Below are 18,528 nucleotides of genomic sequence, written 5' to 3'. Positions count from 1 at the left end.
GTGTGTTTTATCTACACGAACTGTAGCATATACATGACTTCATTAAATGACAAAGGGCTCCTTTCAATGGAGCCCTTTGTCTCTTTAAAACCCAAACATGCTAGTTATAAGCATTGTCTTCATGCGCTACATAATCTTTATATGCTTCCTGTGTCCAGGTTATATAATCATCATATTGGATACCTAATTTTTCGTCCCGGGTGATCTCTTTGATCTCGCGGGAGTCCCAATATCCTTTCGCTAATGATTGGATATTATTATTGGTTTCCGGTTTAGCAGGGCTGTAGTCTTTAGGATAGCTGGTGTAGTTACCAATCGCTAATTCCTGAATGTTCTGTTTAACTGTTTCTTTGCTATTCTTAGACATGGTATAAAACTTTTGGTTCGATGAGTATAGTTCAAACACTGTTCCGGAATGCCATGGATTGCAGATGAGCGGTACTAAAATTTTGTTAAAGAGCGGGTGAATGAGTTTAAACTCTATTTGAAATTATTGATAAATGTTATTTGTTTATGGTTGATGGATAGGTTATTGCAGAGGATTTTTGGATAGAAGGCACAGCGGTATACGACAGCGGTAGATGTGTGCCAGAGAAGGATATTTTATGCAAAAAGATGCATTATCAGCGTTGTGGAAACTGGATATTTATAGACTGTTTGTCTTCGGTTTTGCAACAGCGTTATAGGTTAATTTGTGGATGTTGTCATCAATTTTAATGTATAGCCAACATGAGGAACTATATAGGTTTTAATAGTTTCCTATTGCAGGTGCTTGTAGATGCTAAAACACGTTGCTTATACATACAGAAAGGGACCGGAGGTTATTATTTCCGTTTAAAAGTCAGGTGTTTTTACGACTGTGTTGCCGTCGTTTTTCATCGTCTCTGGTTGATACGGTTTTTCTTGCGGGCGCGTTACTATGGGCTATAGCTACGTGCTCTGTTTTATGGAGCAAAGATGTTTTCTCCTCCTTTTTCTTTTGCAGTGTATTGTTCTGTTTAGGGTGGAATTTGGCGCTGCCGGTGGATCTTATGCTTTTCATGCCTTTGTTTTCAGGTTGTTGCACTTTCTCTGGCAGGAGCACGGCTACCACGCATGATTGCAGGCAGGATTTCTGTGCAGAAGGGTACAATCTTCCATCTGTTTCTTCCATTACAAAACGCGCCTGGATCATTACTATTACCGGCATTGCTTTTGGCGCCTGCAGCTGCATATTGAGTGTAAGCGTATCGCCTGGCAGATCTATAGAGATACATTCTGTAGCGGCGGAGACCTTACGACAGGCGCCTGTTTCAAGATCAATGGCGATTGCGGCGGCCTGCAGCTGCACATGCGAGGCATAGCGGGGTTTCTTTAACACGGTGAGCCAATCGGGCGGTAATACTACTTGTATATGGCCACCGGGCTTGCGTATCGTTTGCGCCTGGAAGGGCAGATTAGCTTTATTATTAAAGCGGAAGTTTTTGAGGGTTTCCTGCAGGGCAACAGGCGTGATGATACGCGCACCGCGCTTGTGGGCGGGGTCTTTGCGTAAAGCGGTATAGAGCGCTTTATTGAGCCGGTTTACCATGGTGTTGTCATGCTGGAGGCGCCAGATGCCGTTGAGGGCATCGCGGAGCAGTTTGCCTGCTTTGCTGGCGCGCCCGAATTCGCGGGCGCTTTGTTTACTGGCGGCGGTCATGCTTTCCGGTGTATACTGCGGCATGGCGCGGCAGCAGGTTTTATTGCCTCTTTTGTAGAAGATCATTCCTCCTACTTTACCTTCTAATTGTAAAGGGCCTGATAGAATAGCCATCGAATAACAAGTTTTGCTTTATAACACCCGGAGTAATGATAAAGTTCATACGGGTTGTAAATAAGTGAAAGATAAATACTTAGTAGGGGTAATGTGGGGATGATGTGGACTTGATCCGGGGTTCATGTGAGGGTGTGTAGGGATTGTTAAATATCGATAAGCATTTGAGCATCAGAACTCCGGGAACGGAATTAATCCTTACATTTAACTATCACTAAATCCATCCTGTTTTGCAACATTATTATACCACCGGCGACCGGCAATATTTTACCCGCGTGGTGCGGGAGGAGGATTGTGCCATTTTTGACACCGGGGCGCTACATCCTGTATACAGCACTTTTGCGTTAGCGAGGGATGCGGAGTGGTGCTGCCGCCTGTTTGTGCTGGATATGAAAGATACCGATGAAGAAGGTATTGGCACCATGATCACCGTACGGCATGTAGCGCCTGCAAAGGTAGGGACGATGGTCCAGTTTACCGCAACGATCATACGTTTGCAAGGGCATGAGATCATTTGCGAATATGAAGCAAAGGTAGGCGATACTGTAATAGCTACGGGTGAACAGGGTCAAAAAATCCTGAAAAAGGATAAATTGAAACGGCTGTTTGAAGTATGAACGGTGTTATCTATGCTTTGTTGAAAATTGCATGGATACTTCTGACGGCAGCGCATTTGGAGCATAATTGTTACGCTCCTGGAATATTAACCCCTCTACTGCACCAATAACACGGGGATCTTTACCTGGTGCCTTACCTGGTGGGCAGTTTCTCCATAGATCCAGTCTTTAATGCCGGTATGCCCGTGGCCACCCATTACCACAAAATCTGCATGCTCCTCTTTTATGATCCGAACTATCTCCTTGGCGGGATGGCGGTATCCCAGCACGCCTCTTGCGTTGAGGTTCCGTTGTTTTAGCAGCGCAATATAACTATCCAGCTGCTCCTGGTCCTTGCGGGTTTCGAAGTCGTCAGACATGATGCCCAGGTATTTGGCGGAGGCGCTTTCCACTACATGTATCAGTATATATTCCGTATGCTCATTGCCATTGGCAACGGCGTTGGTGATCACCTTTTCATCCTGTTTACTGAAGTCCAGCGCCATGGCAATACGCCGGTATTGCGGTTTAGCCATATTGCCCAGGGATACCATCTGAGAAGGATGTATACGTACAGAGACCGTTTGCCGGTACCGGTTAATGAGCGGGTACACCGTGGTGATCACCAGCAGGGCCACGAAGCCGATGCTGCCAATAATGATCAGCGCATCTACCCAGCCATTGCCATCCTGTGTAATGTAGTCTATAGCGCCGCTAAACACCATACGCAGGTTCAGGTAGACCAGTATACCGGTTATGAGCCAGCCGGCGATCTTGGTGAGCGGTTTTACGGCATAGTCGCCCATGGTGCGTTTATCACTCACGAAGTGAATGAGGGGGATGATGGCAAAACCCAGCTGGAGGCTCAATAATACCTGGCTGAAGACCAGCAGCTCGCCTACTTTATCATCCCCTGCGATGAGGATGGTGAGCAGTGCGGGCACAATGGCCAGCAGGCGGGTGATGAGGCGGCGCAGCCAGGGGTTGATGCGCAGGCGCAGGTAACCTTCCATTACGATCTGTCCGGCCAGGGTGCCCGTTACCGTGGAGCTTTGCCCGGCGGCTATCAGGGCTACCGCAAACAGGATAGGGGCAAACTTGTTACCCAGCAGCTGTTCCAGCAGTTGATGCGCATCCTGGATCTCCGCAATATGTGTACGCCCTGTTTTGAAGAACACGGTGGCAGCCAGTATGAGTATGGCCGCGTTTACAAAAAAGGCCAGGTTCAGGGCTACGGTGCTATCTATCAGGTTCATCTTAAGCGCCTGCTTGATGCCTGTATCATCCCGCTGGATCTTGCGTGTTTGTACCAGGGCGGAATGGAGGTACAGGTTATGTGGCATAACGGTGGCGCCTATGATACCGATGGCGATGTACAGGGCGGTATTGTCCGGGATGATGGGTACAAATCCCGTTACTACTTCCGGCAGATGCGGTCTTGCCATGACCAGCTCCGCGAGGAAGGAGACGCCTACGATCGCTACGAGGCTGATGATAAAGGCTTCCATCTTACGGATGCCGTAGCGTTGTAAGATCAGCAGCAGGAAGGTATCCAGCACGGTAATGCTTACGCCCCAGGCCAGCGGCAGCCCGGTGAGCAGTTGGATACCAATGGCCATGCCCAGCACTTCTGCCAGGTCACAGGCGGCTATGGCTATCTCTGCCAGTATGTATAATATGAAGTTGATGGTGGGGGGATAGGTTTCGCGGTTGGCCTGTGCCAGGTCGCGGCCGCGTACGATGCCCAGGCGGGCGCTGAGGCTTTGGAGTAACAGGGCCATGAGGTTGCTCATCAGCAATACCCATAATAGTTGGTAGCCGTACTGGCTGCCGCCTGCGAGGTCGGTAGCCCAGTTGCCCGGGTCCATATAGCCTACGCTAACGAGGTAGGCGGGGCCAAAAAAGGAAAGGATCTTTTTCCAGCGTGAACGGCCTGTTGTGTCTATGCTCTGATGTACTTCACTCAGCGATGTGGTTGCGGTATGGTCCATAATAAGTTGTCAAATTGTCTATACCGGCCTTACCATGATGTTCTTGCTCACCTGCTCACTAATGGTAAAAGCCGGCTGGTTCCTGATCTTTATTTCTATTGAGTTATCGAATTCGTAACGTTCTATCACCTCCAGGTGAGTGCCCAGGCGTATGCCCTTGGCAGTGAGGAATTCCAGCAGCGCGTTGGATTTGTCTGATACGGCCGTTACTTCCAGCCGTTTGGTGCGGGCCTGGTCCAGCGAGATCTGTGTACGCTGTTTGCCCAGGCGGCCCTGTGCATCCGGTATAGGATCCCCGTGGGGATCTATGGTAGGGTTGCCCAGGAAATCGCTTAGGCGGTTGATAAGTTTCTCGCTCCGTATATGCTCCAGCTCCTCTGCTATTTCGTGCACCTCTTCCCAGCTAAAGGACAGCTTATCCACCAAAAAACATTCCCATAAGCGGTGCCGGCGGATAATGTGCAATGCGGCTTTTTTGCCATCTGCCGTGAGGCTGATGCCCTGGTATTTCTCGTAATCTATCAGTTTCTTATCCCGCAGCTTCTTGGCCATATCCGTAACGGAAGCGGGCTTGGTGTCCAGCTCATAGGCAAGGCCTGTGGTGGTAACGGATTCCTGTCCTTCTTCCAGCTTGTAAATGGACTTGATATAGTTCTCCTCTGCAACTGATAAATTCATAAGCTCTAAAATAAAAGTTAGACAAATCTAAATAATTTCTACGAGATTTTCATAGCCATTTACCCGCCCAGGCCCTCCGTTTATCCCTTTAATCGTGACTTTTTTGATTAGCTATGCCGTATATATCAAAATAATCTTTAACTTTTCGCCCGTAACAATTATATATGCTGCATGAACAGGTTGTTGGCGCTCTTACTGGTTTTTGGTATCCTTTCCGGCTGTGGGTCCGGGAAGAAACGTTCCCCCGGTGACCGCCCGGTTACTTTTGAAGATTTCAAGGCCATATTCCCGGCCAGTCAAACGCCTTACCGGCTTTATGCGGACTCTTTGTTGCTTAAACAGCCGGACTCCGTGTCTGTGAAGCCAGATGTGCTGAAACAGTTCCTGTCAGATACCATTGCCGGCCCTGATACGCTGAAGAATAACCGTCTTAAATACTTTCCGCTGGCTTATATAGCCGGTTCCAACCTGCAATATTTTGTAATAAAAGCTGTAGATAAGGGCGCTGCTACTGCCTATATCTGCTTTACTGATAAAAAAGGCAGATACCTGGGCCGTATGACGGCCGCCAAAAAGGTACCCGGCAGTCCTGAGGATATGAGCTTTACCCTGGATAGCCGGTATACCATCAAGGTAAGCACGGAGAAGGAGCTTAGCGCTACCGCCACTGCCTTGCGGGAAGATTTCTACTCCGTAGGAGAGGATGGCGGCGTTACCCTGGTTATGACCAATTCTAATGGTCCTACCAGCGCCGGCCAGATCTTCAACCCTATAGATACTTTACCACGTAAGCATAAATACTCCGGGGATTATACGTCCGGGGAGATGAATATTGTCTCCATCCGCGATGGACAGGATCCCAAATCCTTCCAGTTCTTTATCACTTTTTCCAAGGACAATGGAGGTTGTAAAGGAGAGATCAATGGTATTGGTCATTATACCGGGAGCAATAAGGGGGAGTATAAGGATAAGGAAACTTCGTGCGGTATTGCGTTCCAGTTCTCTTCCGGGCGTGTGAGCATACGTGAAGTAGGCGGTTGTGGGGCTTACCGGGGTATTAAGTGTTTCTTCGAGGGTGGTTTTGCTAAAAAGAAGAAGGAGGAATAGGGGATCATACCTCGTATTCTTCCAGCAGTCCGATAAATTCCGTACGTTTTATGAACCGGGCGCCTAATGACGCAAGGTGCTCGGTATGTACCTGACAGTCTACCAGGGCCAGCCCTTCCTGGGCGGCCGCCTGCACGAAGGTGATGAATGCCGCTTTGGACGCATTGCTTACCAGTGAGAACATAGACTCTCCAAAAAAGCAGCGGCCCATTTTTATCCCATACAATCCGCCTACCAGCTTATTATCCAGCCAACATTCCACGGAGTGGGCATACCCTTCTTCATGCAGTTTGATATACGCTTTTTGCATGGCGTTGGTGATCCAGGTGCCATCCTGCCCGGGGCGCGGGGTTATCCGGCAGTTACGGATCACGCCTGGAAAGTCCTGGTTAAAGGTGATGCGGAACACCTGTTTGCGCAGCAGCTGGCGCATGCTGGCAGATACTTTCAGCTCTTCCGGGAGCAGTACAAAACGCGGGTCCGGGCTCCACCAAAGGATGGGGGGCTCGCTGAACCAGGGAAAAATGCCGGAACGGTAGGCCAGCAGCAGCCTTTGTGTGGAAAGGTCGCCGCCAACGGCCAGCAGCCCGTCGGGCTCCGCCAGGTCCACTGGGGGAAATACCAGGTCTCGTGTGAGTGAAAATACCATTGCAGTGATAACGCGCTCTTAGCTGGCTACCGCCTCTTCGATGGTCGCGCTGATGCCCCTGTCCAGGAGTGCTTCGCACATAGGGCGCAGTTTGGTGAATTCGCCATGTTTTACCGCGTACTTGCCGTTGTAGTGGATGAAAAGCGCACATTGTTCCGCCTGTTCTGCAGAGTGGTCGCATACCTCGATGAGTGATTGGATCACCCAGTCGAAGGTATTTACTTCATCATTCCACACAATAAGGCTGAACGGGAATTGCTCATCCTCGGCAATAAGCACCTCTTCCCATTCTTTATGCAATGTGCCTGTTTCAGTACGCTGGCTCATAATTTGATTTCATGACTTTCCGCAAAATTACAGTTATTCTCATAAAATGGAAGAGGTATGAGCTGGCCGCCTGTTAAATTGTGTTATAGATTAACTATTAACCCTTAACGGTTAATAATTAATTTGTAAGTTGCAGTGATGTAAGCATTAGTGAGGAGCGTAAATAAAGTTTTATGATGCAAGTATTGAATGGCACGGTATTATTGTTGGATGTCAGTTTGCCGCTGAAGGACCCTGTTCCTATATTTTCCCTTGTTTTATTCATCATCCTGTTAGCCCCCATTATCCTACGTAAGTTCCGGATTCCCAGTATAATAGGTCTGATCATAGCGGGTATGGCCATTGGCGACCACGGCTTTAAGATCATTGAAAAGGGCAGTCTCAGCCTGCTGAGTAATGCCGGGCTGCTCTACATCATGTTCCTGGCCGGCCTGGAGCTGGATATGGCAGAGTTCCGCAAGAACCGCCACCGAAGCCTGGTATTTGGTGCTTTTACCTTTTTTATACCGCTATTGCTGGGGTTTGTGGTATGTCATTACTGGCTGCATTTCAATTTTATGGCCACCCTGCTGGTCTCCAGCATGTTTGCCACCCATACGCTGGTGGCGTATCCGCTGGCCAGCCGCCTGGGCATTACCAAAAATGAGGCGGTAACGGTAGCCGTGGGCGGCACCATTATCACGGATACGGCCGTGCTGCTGATCCTGGCGATCATCACCGGGGCGGCGGCCGGTAACCTGAATACTTATTTCTGGGTGAGGCTGGGCGTATCCCTGGCGGTGTTTGCCACCATTATCCTGTGGATCTTCCCGATGGTAGGCCGCTGGTTTTTTAAGAAGATCAAGGACGATAAGACCTCCCATTTCATATTTGTGCTGGCGCTGGTGTTCCTGGCCGGTTTCCTGGCGGAGCTGGCAGGCGTAGAGGCCATTATTGGCGCTTTCCTGGCCGGGCTGGCCCTTAACCAGCTTATTCCGCATACTTCTACGCTTATGAACCGTATCGCTTTTGTGGGCAATGCGCTGTTCATCCCGTTTTTCCTGATAGGGGTGGGGATGATCGTGGACCTGCGGGTGCTGCTAAAAGGACCGGAAGCCCTGCTGATAGCAGGCTCGCTTACCATTATGGCCCTGTTCAGCAAATGGCTGGCAGCTTTTTTTACACAGCTTTCCTTTAAATACAGCCCTACGCAACGGAATGTGATCTTTGGCCTGAGCGGCTCCCATGCAGCCGCCACTATTGCCGTGATACTGATAGGCTATAACATGGGCATTATTAACGAGAATGTGTTGAATGGCACGGTGCTGCTTATCCTGGTAACCTGCCTGGTGAGCTCCTTTGTAACGGAGAACGCCGGCCGCCGGTTGGCTATCATAGAGGCGGAGCGTAAGCCGGAAAAGGACGATACCCCGGAGCGTATACTGGTGCCGGTATCTAACCCCATCCGTATGGAGGCCCTGCTGGACCTGGCTGTGATGATCAAAGACCCGGATGCGGATACGCCTGTATATCCCCTGGCGGTGGTGCAGGATGATGAAGAGGCCAAGGAAAAGATCCATATCACCAATAAAATGATGGAAACGGCGGTTATCCACGCCGCGGCCACGGAAAGCCAGGTACAGGCCATTACCCGTATAGACCTGAACGTGGCAGATGGCATTGCCCGTGCGGCCCGCGAGCTGCTGATCACGGATGTGATCCTGGGCTGGACAGATAAGACCAGTACGACAGACCGCCTATTTGGCTCCATCTTTGGCACCACGCTGGATAACGTGCTGCAGAGCGTATGGGAGACCGTGTATGTATGCGATTTTAGTCACCCTATGAACACGGCTAAGAAGATGGTGCTGGTGCTGCCCCGTAATACGGAATATGAAAAAGGCTTCCTGCATTATCTTCAAAAGATGATGATATTGGCGAAGCAGATAGGGGCACGGCTGACCATCTACTGTCAGGATAAAACCCGGGCAGCGGTGGAAGCTTTTATACAATACATAAAAATAAGCGCGGAGATCAGTTTTAAGCCACTTGGCGAGATGGAGGATTTCCTGATCCTCTCCCGTGAGGTGACCCGCGATGATCTGCTGGTGGTTGTTTCTGCGCGTAAAGGCACGTTATCTTACAACGCCTACCTGGAGCATATTCCGGCTAAACTGAGCCGACATTTTAAGGATAATAACCTCATTCTCGTATACCCGGAACAGATAGAAATGGACTTTATGGAACCCGGCGTGCAGCCGGAAGACCTTACGCTGGCGCCTATACAGGAGCAGCTGGCTAATCTTAACAAGCTGGGTAAGGCGGTGAAACGCATCTTTAAGGGTAAGCAATAATCCCTCCCGTTTAGTTTCAACATTACAATGCGGCGGTTGGTATCACCGATCAACGGTGTTGGTGTATCGTTTTTTATAACAAGCCTATCATGGGATAAGTTTGTTATGAAAATTGACACCTATGCCACCCGCCGAAAAATATTCCCGCTTCGCACTTAGTGTACTGGTTGCCGTAGTAACGGCGGCCGGACCGGTAAAAGCCCAGATAACCCCAAAGGATACGGTACTGCCAAAAGACAGGGTAACCCTTAAAACAGTGGAGGTAAATGGTGTGCGGCCTTTCATCATCCAGTCGGCAGACCGTATCATATTAAACGTAGCAGAAAGCCCTTCAGCAGCCGGCAGCAATGCTTATGATATTATGCAGCGTACACCAGGCGCACTGGCAGATGCTAATGGCAATATCACTGTACGCGGCCAGTCTGTGACGGTATGGATAGATGGCCGCCCCTCCAACCTCTCCGGCGACGATCTTAAAACCATGCTGCAAAGTATGAACAGTGCCGGTATTGACAAAATAGAGGTCATTACCCATCCATCTGCCCGTTACGATGCCCAGGGCGGCGTGATCGTCAACATTAAAACGATGAAAGGGAGGAGCCTGGGCGCCAATGGTATTGTAACAGCAGGTCTGGGCGCCGGCCGCTTTGCACGGTCCAGCACGGGGATCAGTATGAACTACCGGAGTGCGAAGACCAATGTATACGGGAGTTATGATCTTAATAGTAACCAGCAGTATTATGATAATCTATCCACCAGGTATCTGTCTGCATGGTCTGCTATTGAAGAGCATGAGTATGATAAGCGGCTGCGGTATAACAATAGCTTTAAGCTGGGGTTGGATCATGATTTTAATAAGACATTATCGGCGGGTGTATTGGTACGTGGCGCTTTTAATTACCGGAACAGGGATGTGAATAACCGCTCGCAGCTGGATACAGACTCCTTGTCGATCGTGCAGACCAAAGGCAAGGCCAGTTATTTTAGCCCCACTGCCAACGCCTGGATGAAAAAGACATTCAGCCCCGGCCGGGAGCTTAGTTTGAACCTGGATTATTTCCACTACGGCAAATCCTGGAAGGATGATCTTATCACAAATTTTTATGATCGTGCGGAGAAGCCTTATCGCCAGGCGGACTCGCTACGCGATAACTCGCCGGCTGATAATAATGTATATGCCATCTCGGTAGATTATACCCATCCTGCCAAATGGGCGAAGATAGAAACGGGTCTTAAATACACCCGTACCAGCACAGATAACAATGTACGGTGGGAGTATGCTGATGCCGGCCAGTGGCGCACAGATGAAGGCAAGACCAACCATTTCATTTTCCAGGAAAATATTGGCGCTGCTTATGTGAGCCTTAGCAAAGGCATTGGTAAGTATAGCCTGCAGGCAGGCTTGCGGGCGGAGCAAACCAATACAACGGGCCGTTCCCTGACCCTTAACGAAAGACATCCTAACAACTATTTTTATCTTTTCCCTAACCTGGCCTTACAGTACATGCCTTCCATGAAACATGTATTTGGTTTGGGATACAAGAAAAACATTGTACGGTATGGCTTTGACTATGTGAACCCCTTTATTATATACCAGAGCCGATACACCTATAGCCAGGGCAATTCTTACCTGCGGCCGCAGATCGATAATAGTATTGAAGGGTCTTATGCTTATAACAGTAAGCTGTTCATCACCCTCACTGGTACTGCATCCCGCAATGCCCTGGCGCCGGTGTACCGGCAGGATACCGCCGCTAAGCTGATCATCAGCTCTTATGATAACCTGTCCAAAGCGGACATCATGCACCTCACTGTTACGCATAGTGCAAGTATTGGTAAAACGTTCACTGCGATGAATACGCTGGGCGCTATGTATGTAAGTTATAATGGCGGGAGCGGCGCCAGCGCGCTGGATAACCAGGCCTTTGCGGCCTATGTATCTTCCAATGCCACTATCCGGCTGCCCTGGGCGGTGGCAGAGCTTACCGGGTTTTATGTGTCGCCGCTGGCCTCCGGCATCTTTAAGATGTCTGCCATGTTCAAACTGGATGCGGGTGTTAGTAAAAGTATCCTGCAGCAGCGGGGCAGCCTTAAGTTAAGCGTAACGGATCTGTTTAATACACAGCGGATGAAATACAGGGTGGAGAATTATCAGCAGGTAAATGCAGATTACTATAATAAAACAGAAACGCGTTTTGTGAACCTGGTATTTATCTACAAGTTTGGCAACCAATATGTGAAACCGGGTAAGAACAGGAAAACAGGCATTGACGATGTAAAGGCCCGTATGGGAGGTAACTAACATGTTGTATAAGGCCTCAATATATACAAAAACAGCGGTAGCCGAAAAGCTGTAGAAAAGAGTAGGCAATCATTTAATCTAAGATTTAAAATCTACAATCATGAAACCAAACAAAGATCAAAATCTGAAAAGCAAACTGTCGCTGAACAGACAAACCATCGCTAAGCTGGACGAAGCTAACATGAACCTGGTGCGTGGCGGCCAGGCTAATCAAGTTACTTCTTTACCCTGCACCATCATCATACTGTCAATTGGCGTTTCTTGTTCTAACTGTGGAGAAGAAGCTATCTAAATAAAAGGCGGCGGTCCCGTAAGACGGCCCTTTTTCAGCAGATGCCCTCAATTGTATCACTTTCAAATGTACGATCATGAAACCCAACAAACAGCGCCATCAACTCAGCCTTAACAAAAGGACTATCATGAAGCTGGAAGCAGACGTACAGGGCCATGTAAACGGCGGTAAACAAGTGGAGCAATCCATTACGTCCTTTGCGAGCCTTAGCTTCTGTTTTACTGCGGAGTGCTGCTTCAATACTTATAATACGAACAATTGCGAGCAGGTTAATTAATCCATTAAAAACACAAACACATGAAACCTAAAAATAATCATGAGATCCGTTTGTCTTTAAGCAAACAAACCATAGCCAAGCTGGATAAAGCAAAGATGGAGTTATTCCTTGGTGGAAATGACAGCAAGACCATCCTCACGATCTTTTATCTATGCGACACGCTGAATGGCGCATGTCAGGCGCAGCAAGTTTAATCCCTAAAATCCAGTCACATGAAACCTAGAAAGAATAACGCGCCCCGTTTGTCTTTAAGCAAACAAACCATCGCTAAGCTGGACGAAGCAAGGCTGGCGCAATTACGTGGTGGGAATGACAGCAAGATCATCCTTTCGATCCTTTTGATGTGCGGTACCGGTAGCGAATACACTGCTACTGCCACCAGGGATTGTCAGCAGCCAGTTTAATCTTATAAACATCCAATCACATGAAACAACAGAACGATCATAAAAGCCGGCTGTCTTTGAATAAGCAGACCGTTGCTAAGCTGGATATTCAGCGCATGAAACAATTACGTGGTGGCGTAAATGAATCATCTATCACGGTCACCTCCGTAATGTGCCTGACGCTAGTCACAATGGTGGGCCTTTGCGATAGCCAGGCCGCTTAACCTATCATCTGCACGGGCGGCTCTGTAAAGGGAGCCGCCCTCTTAAAACAAAAAAGGTCCCCCAGAGGAGGACCCCACAATTGTACGGCATGTACAATCATGAAACCGCGATAAAGATAATAAAATAAACCATCCGCTGCGCTGGTCAAAGGGTTTAAGACGTCTCCCTTTCACGGAGAAGATACAGGTTCGATTCCTGTGCGCAGTACCAAAAAAGCTATCATATGAATATCCCATATTCATTCCATCCCCAGCTGCTGTTGCGCACTCCGCGCCTGCCATTGTTCGGTCATCTGGATGAAGAGACCATTATCTCCCGGCTGGATGATCCTATTTTCCTGGAAGCTATCTACCTGGCTTCTCCGGTACTATACGACGAATGTATGAAATGGAAGAGCGGCCAGGGTGGCGGCGATAAGGAACGTCAGAAACTGTTACGCTCCCTTACTAAATATTTTACCCGCATGAGCAGCCGGTGCACGCCTTTTGGATTGTTTTCCGGTTGTAATGTATTACAGTGGCAGGAGGGCGTTTCCAATATTACGCTGGACGCCAGTGCTACCCGCCGGCATACCCGGCTGGATATGCATTATCTCTGCGCACTGGCGCAGCAGCTGGCCGGTTTTGCCGGCATCCGGGAGCATTTGCTGTATTATCCTAATAACAGCAATTATGCCATGGGGGATGAGCGCCGTTATGTGGAGTACCGGTATGTGAATGGCAGGCGCAGTCACCAGATCACTTCTGTGCTGGCATCGCCTTACCTGGACAGGGTTTTGCAGGAAGCGAAGGAAGGCGCTACTATTTCCATGCTGGCCGCGCAGTTGCAGGATGGAGATATAAGTGGAGAAGAAGCTTCCACTTTTGTACACGAAATGATCAGCGCCCAATTGCTGGTGAATGAGCTGGAGCCGGCCATTACCGGCGATGAATTTATTTACCAGGTACAACGCGTACTGGAGCGTATACAGTCTGCAGCGCCTCATGATGGCGTAGCAACGGTGATACAGGTGTTGCAGGAAGTGAACCGTTTGTTGCATGAGATTGATAATGCCCCTCATAACAGCGCCGCACAGTACCGCCAGGTAAGCGCGTTGCTGGATCAGCTGGAAGTACCCTATGAAGAGAATAAGCTTTTCCAGACAGATATTATCCGCGTGACCACGGAGGCTGGTTTTGATGCTGCCATACAACAGCAGCTGCTGGCAGGGCTGGCCCTACTGAACCGGATGGCCGTGCCCCGGGAGCAGGAGAACCTGCAATCCTTTATCCGCCGGTATTATGAGCGATATGAAGATAAAGAGATGCCATTGCTGGAGGTAATGGATACGGAAACCGGTATTGGTTACCTGGCTAAAGGGGGAGAGGATAATGCGCCGTTGCTGGAGGCCATCGGCATGCCATCCACCGTGAACAGTGAAGGAAATGTACGCTGGGGCCTTATTGAAAAATACCTGGTGAATAAAGTGAACGATGCGTATGAAACCGGCGCTTACAGCACGGAGATAGCGGAAGAGGAAATGAAACACCTGAACAACACCGTCTGGCAGGACCTGTGCCCTTCGCTATCTGTAATGTTCCGTTTGGTAGATACCGGGCAGCCAGCTATTGTGCTGGAACAGGCAGGGGGCGCCAGCGCCGCCAATCTGCTGGGGCGTTTTGCGCATGCGGATGAAGGGATCCGGCAACTGGTGTGCGATATTACCCGGAGAGAGCAGGAGAATGATCCGGAGGTTGTTTATGCAGAGATCATTCATTTGCCGGAGAGCCGGGTGGGTAATATATTACTGCATCCTGTATTCCGTGACTATGAGATCCCTTATCTGGCTAAGTCTTCGCTGGATGCAGCACATCAGCTGGATGCAGGGGACCTGATGGTATCTGTAAAAAATAACCGGATCATATTGCGCTCTAAACGTCTTAACAAACAAGTGGTACCCCGTTTAAGCACCGCGCATAATTACAGCAATAATTCCCTGCCGGTGTATCATTTCCTGTGTGATCTGCAGGCAGCGCAGCATCGGGTGGGGCTGTTTTTCCACTGGGGCAGCCTTAGGTCTCAATATAAATTTCTGCCCCGGGTTACCAGTAAACAGCTGATCTTGTCTCCCGCCAGCTGGCGGTTCCTGAGATCGGATTTTGAGCCGTTGCTGGATGTGCAGCATCCGCAGTGGAAAGACATGCTGGCGGCGTTCCGCAAACAGTGGCGTGTGCCCCGTTTTATATTACTGGCAGATGGAGATAACGAAATGCTGGTAGACCTGGAAAATGATACGCTCGTAAAACTCTGGATAGAGACCATCCGCAACCGGAGCGGGCTGGAGTTGAAGGAATACCTGCAGCCACAGTCTGGCGCCGTAAAGGACCAGCATGGCCATAGTTATGCCAACCAGCTGGTAGCGGTATTAATAAAACAAACGCCTTCGTATAATGGTCATCCAGCTATTCCCCGGGTTATGAAGCAAGCGCAGCCCCAGCGCTCCTTCACCCTGGGATCTGAATGGCTGTACTATAAATGTTACTGCGGGGCCAGAACAGCAGATAGGATATTGTCAGACGCGGTATACCCGGCGGTGAAGGAATTGCTGGCGGCGCAGCATATCGATCAATTCTTTTTTATCCGGTATAATGACCCGGAATTCCATATCCGCCTGCGGTTTCACCTGCCGGATACGCAACGCCTGGGCGAGGTAAGCGCGCTGCTGCATGGCTGGTTACGGCCTTTTGAGCAGCAGGGTTATATCTGGAAAACGCAGGCAGATACCTATAACCGGGAGCTGGAACGGTATGGCCACAACAGCATCAGTTTAGCGGAAACCCTGTTCTTTCATGACAGCATGGCCACGCTTGAAATGCTGGATAATACCTGGGGCGATGAGCGGGACCAGATCCGCTGGATATGGATATTGCGGGTGATAGATGAGCTGCTGGATGTGTTTGGGTATACGCTTACGCAGAAGCTGAAATTCACAGAAGCGCTGAAGAATGCTTTTGCAGCGGAATTTCATGCGGATAAGCTGTTAAAGACCCAGCTTAATAACAAGTACCGTGATTACCGCAAAGAGATAGAGGAGATCATGGACCGCCGCAACGATGCAGATAGCGTTTTGTACCCAATACTGGAACTGCTGCAGCGTAAGAATGAGGCTATGCGGCCTGTTGCGGCCCAGCTGCTGGAACTGCAAGCTGCTTCTTTGCTGGAGCGACCATTGGATGATCTTATGTCCAGCTATGTACATATGCTGGTAAACCGGGTGATCCCATCGCGCCAGCGGGTACACGAAATGGTGATCTATGATCTGCTGCACCAGTATTACCGGGGTTTGAACGCCAGACAGCAAAATAATAACGGGAAGAAAACAATTATTCAGGCCGCTTAGAAAAGGTATCTTATGTTAAGGAAATTCCCTTTCTATAAACAATATGATGAGATGGACTGCGGGGCTACCTGCCTGCGGATGATAGCCCGGCATTACGGGAAGGATGTTTCGCTGGACCATCTGCGCAAACTTACCCACACGAGCCGGGATGGCGCCAGTTTGCTGGCCCTGAGCGAGGCCGCAGAGACCCTGGGTTTTCAAACGGCCGGCGTGAAGCTTTCGCTGGATGATCTGGCAGAAGCGGCCCCTTTTCCCTGTGTTGCCTTCTGGCAGCAACGGCATTTTATCGTGGTGTATAAGATAAAGAGAGATACCATATATGTAGCTGACCCTGCGCATGGCCTGCTGGAGTATAGCCGGCGCGATTTTCTGCAGGGCTGGGCAATGACCGATAATACCGGTATTATATTATCCCTGGAGCCATCTGCCGGGTTCCATGAAACAGAAGGGCCGGTAAGCGGTACCAGGAACATCAGCGTGGTGTTCTCCTATCTTAGCCGGTTTAAGGGTCAGTTATGGCAGCTGTTGCTGGGATTACTGGCGGGTAGCGCTATGCAGCTGGTATTCCCTTTCCTTACGCAAAGTATTGTGGATATAGGGATCCGTTATCATGATCTTAATTTTATTTACCTGGTGCTGTTTGCACAGCTGATGGTATTTATGGGGCGTACTACGGTAGAAATATTGAGGGGGTATATTATCCTGCACCTGGGGGCGCGGCTTAATATTAACCTGCTGTCGGACTTCTTTGCCAAGCTAATGCGCCTGCCTCTGGGGTTTTTTGATTCAAAGAAGATAGGCGATATCCTGCAACGTATCGGGGATCATCAGCGTATAGAAAGCTTTATGACATCTGGCGTACTGAACACCGTTTTCTCACTCATCAACCTGTTAGTGTTCAGTATTATCCTGGCGGTGTACAATATGCAGATCTTTACCGTGTTTGCGGCGGGCAGCCTGCTCTATTTTGGATGGGTGAAGCAGTTTATGGGAAAACGCGCCGCGCTGGATTATAAACGCTTTACGCAACTATCTGCCAACCAGGAAAAGAACCTGGAGCTTATTACCGGTATGCAGGAAATAAAACTGCATAATGCGGAGCGGTTGAAACGCTGGCAGTGGCAACAGCTGCAGGTAAAGCTGTTCCGTGTGAATGTAAAGAGCCTTACGCTGAAACAATGGCAAACCGGCGGTGCGGGGATCATTAATGAGGGTAAGAATATTATAATCGCGTTTCTTGCCGCTAAGCTGGTATTGCAGGGGGATATTACCCTGGGCGTAATGTTATCTGTATCTTATATTACCGGGCAGCTGAATGCGCCTATTATGCAGCTGGTGGAGTTCATACAGGCCTTCCAGGATGCGCGGCTTAGCCTGGAGCGTATTAATGAGATCCATGCTAAAGCTGATGAGGAGGAGCAAGTGGAACAGAAGCTGCAGGAAGCGCCGGGCGGAGATATCCGCCTTAACAACCTTTCTTTCCGGTATAATCAGGATCCACGGGCCCCTTACATACTGCAAAACATCAACCTGGTGATACCGGAGAAGAAAGTTACTGCCATTGTAGGCGCCAGCGGTAGCGGTAAAACCACCCTGCTTAAATTATTGCTTAAATTCTATGAGCCCACCAGCGGCGGGATCACGGTGGGTAATACCCGGCTGGAACATGTACGTAACAGCGTATGGCGGGATCAATGCGGGGTGGTGATGCAGGAAGGTTTCATCTTTAACGATACGGTGATGAACAATATAGCCGTAGGAGAGGAAGCGCCGGATATGCAGCGTATTATACATGCGGCACAGATCGCGAATATACACGAGCTGGTGGAAGAACTGCCTATGAAATATCGTACGCCTATAGGCGGCAATGGTATGTCGCTCAGTACCGGCCAGAAACAACGCATCCTTATTGCCCGGGTGGTGTATAAAAACCCGGAGGTGATCCTTTTTGATGAAGCCACCAGCGCCCTGGATGCACGGAATGAAAGGGTGATCGTTAATAACCTGCATACTGTATTTGAAGGACGTACCGTTATAGTGATTGCCCACCGGCTAAGCACCGTAAGGAACGCAGATAAGATCGTAGTGCTGGAAAAAGGCGCTATTACAGAAGTGGGCACGCATCAGCAGCTGGTAGAGGAAAGAGGATTTTATTTTAACCTGGTCCGCAACCAGCTGGAGCTGGATGCATAAC

General features: G+C 49.4%; 17 protein-coding genes and 1 tRNA gene. 12 read left to right on the top strand and 6 right to left on the bottom strand.

The window, feature by feature from the left end; all coding sequences use genetic code 11:
* Window positions 1-100: 100 nt before the first annotated feature.
* Window positions 101-367 (bottom strand): hypothetical protein, encoded by a 267-nt coding sequence (locus F0L74_RS28985; protein WP_149841381.1) that lies wholly within the window; start codon window positions 365-367, stop codon window positions 101-103.
* A gap of 474 nt (window positions 368-841) precedes the next feature.
* Window positions 842-1,795 carry a hypothetical protein gene (locus tag F0L74_RS28980; RefSeq protein WP_149841380.1) on the bottom strand — a complete coding sequence of 318 codons (954 nt, stop codon included), beginning with the start codon at window positions 1,793-1,795 and terminating at the stop codon, window positions 842-844.
* A gap of 230 nt (window positions 1,796-2,025) precedes the next feature.
* On the opposite strand from F0L74_RS28980, the gene F0L74_RS28975 reads away from it, so the two are divergent.
* Window positions 2,026-2,412: a thioesterase family protein gene (locus tag F0L74_RS28975; RefSeq protein ID WP_149841379.1), complete on the top strand. Its 387-nt coding sequence runs from the start codon at window positions 2,026-2,028 to the stop codon at window positions 2,410-2,412.
* A gap of 95 nt (window positions 2,413-2,507) precedes the next feature.
* Here F0L74_RS28975 and F0L74_RS28970 read toward each other — a convergent pair whose 3' ends face one another.
* Window positions 2,508-4,382, bottom strand: coding sequence for an Nramp family divalent metal transporter (locus tag F0L74_RS28970; RefSeq protein ID WP_149841378.1), 1,875 nt, complete (start codon window positions 4,380-4,382; stop codon window positions 2,508-2,510).
* 18 nt (window positions 4,383-4,400) lie between these two features.
* Window positions 4,401-5,060: a metal-dependent transcriptional regulator gene (locus F0L74_RS28965; RefSeq protein WP_149841377.1), complete on the bottom strand. Its 660-nt coding sequence runs from the start codon at window positions 5,058-5,060 to the stop codon at window positions 4,401-4,403.
* 171 nt (window positions 5,061-5,231) lie between these two features.
* Between F0L74_RS28965 and F0L74_RS28960 the strand changes: the two genes are divergently transcribed.
* Window positions 5,232-6,167, top strand: coding sequence for a hypothetical protein (locus F0L74_RS28960; protein ID WP_149841376.1), 936 nt, complete (start codon window positions 5,232-5,234; stop codon window positions 6,165-6,167).
* Between the two features lie 4 nt (window positions 6,168-6,171).
* Here the strand turns inward: F0L74_RS28960 and aat are convergent, their stop codons facing one another.
* The gene (gene aat, locus F0L74_RS28955) at window positions 6,172-6,816 is read right to left on the bottom strand and encodes a leucyl/phenylalanyl-tRNA--protein transferase (RefSeq protein ID WP_149841375.1); all 645 of its coding nucleotides are present in this window, start codon (window positions 6,814-6,816) and stop codon (window positions 6,172-6,174) included.
* Between the two features lie 18 nt (window positions 6,817-6,834).
* Entirely contained in the window at window positions 6,835-7,143 is a 309-nt protein-coding gene (locus F0L74_RS28950; RefSeq protein ID WP_149841374.1) for an ATP-dependent Clp protease adaptor ClpS, read from the bottom strand.
* Between the two features lie 173 nt (window positions 7,144-7,316).
* Between F0L74_RS28950 and F0L74_RS28945 the strand changes: the two genes are divergently transcribed.
* The 10 genes from F0L74_RS28945 (at window position 7,317) to F0L74_RS28905 (ending at window position 18,527) form a co-directional block, all read left to right on the top strand.
* The gene (locus F0L74_RS28945; RefSeq protein WP_246197850.1) at window positions 7,317-9,476 is read left to right on the top strand and encodes a cation:proton antiporter; all 2,160 of its coding nucleotides are present in this window, start codon (window positions 7,317-7,319) and stop codon (window positions 9,474-9,476) included.
* A gap of 121 nt (window positions 9,477-9,597) precedes the next feature.
* Window positions 9,598-11,778: an outer membrane beta-barrel family protein gene (locus tag F0L74_RS28940; RefSeq protein WP_149841373.1), complete on the top strand. Its 2,181-nt coding sequence runs from the start codon at window positions 9,598-9,600 to the stop codon at window positions 11,776-11,778.
* A gap of 100 nt (window positions 11,779-11,878) precedes the next feature.
* A complete protein-coding gene (locus F0L74_RS28935; protein WP_149841372.1) occupies window positions 11,879-12,070 on the top strand; it encodes a class I lanthipeptide in 192 nt (63 codons plus the stop codon).
* 76 nt (window positions 12,071-12,146) lie between these two features.
* Window positions 12,147-12,347, top strand: a complete 201-nt coding sequence (locus tag F0L74_RS28930; RefSeq protein WP_149841371.1) for a class I lanthipeptide — start codon at window positions 12,147-12,149, stop codon at window positions 12,345-12,347.
* A 20-nt stretch (window positions 12,348-12,367) separates the two neighbouring features.
* Window positions 12,368-12,541 (top strand): class I lanthipeptide, encoded by a 174-nt coding sequence (locus F0L74_RS33410; protein ID WP_188316215.1) that lies wholly within the window; start codon window positions 12,368-12,370, stop codon window positions 12,539-12,541.
* Window positions 12,542-12,559: 18 nt separating this feature from the next.
* Window positions 12,560-12,751, top strand: a complete 192-nt coding sequence (locus F0L74_RS28925; protein WP_149841370.1) for a class I lanthipeptide — start codon at window positions 12,560-12,562, stop codon at window positions 12,749-12,751.
* A gap of 20 nt (window positions 12,752-12,771) precedes the next feature.
* Entirely contained in the window at window positions 12,772-12,954 is a 183-nt protein-coding gene (locus F0L74_RS28920; protein ID WP_149841369.1) for a class I lanthipeptide, read from the top strand.
* Between the two features lie 135 nt (window positions 12,955-13,089).
* Window positions 13,090-13,165 (top strand) — tRNA-Glu (locus F0L74_RS28915).
* Window positions 13,166-13,178: 13 nt separating this feature from the next.
* Entirely contained in the window at window positions 13,179-16,334 is a 3,156-nt protein-coding gene (locus tag F0L74_RS28910; protein WP_149841368.1) for a lantibiotic dehydratase, read from the top strand.
* Window positions 16,335-16,346: 12 nt separating this feature from the next.
* The gene (locus tag F0L74_RS28905; RefSeq protein WP_149841367.1) at window positions 16,347-18,527 is read left to right on the top strand and encodes a peptidase domain-containing ABC transporter; all 2,181 of its coding nucleotides are present in this window, start codon (window positions 16,347-16,349) and stop codon (window positions 18,525-18,527) included.
* Window position 18,528: the final 1 nt, after the last annotated feature.

The organism is Chitinophaga agrisoli, assembly GCF_008386695.1.
Classification (GTDB): Bacteria; Bacteroidota; Bacteroidia; order Chitinophagales; family Chitinophagaceae; genus Chitinophaga; species Chitinophaga agrisoli.
Note: the sequence above shows the minus strand (reverse complement) of the source record. Positions and strands in the feature narration are given on the sequence as shown.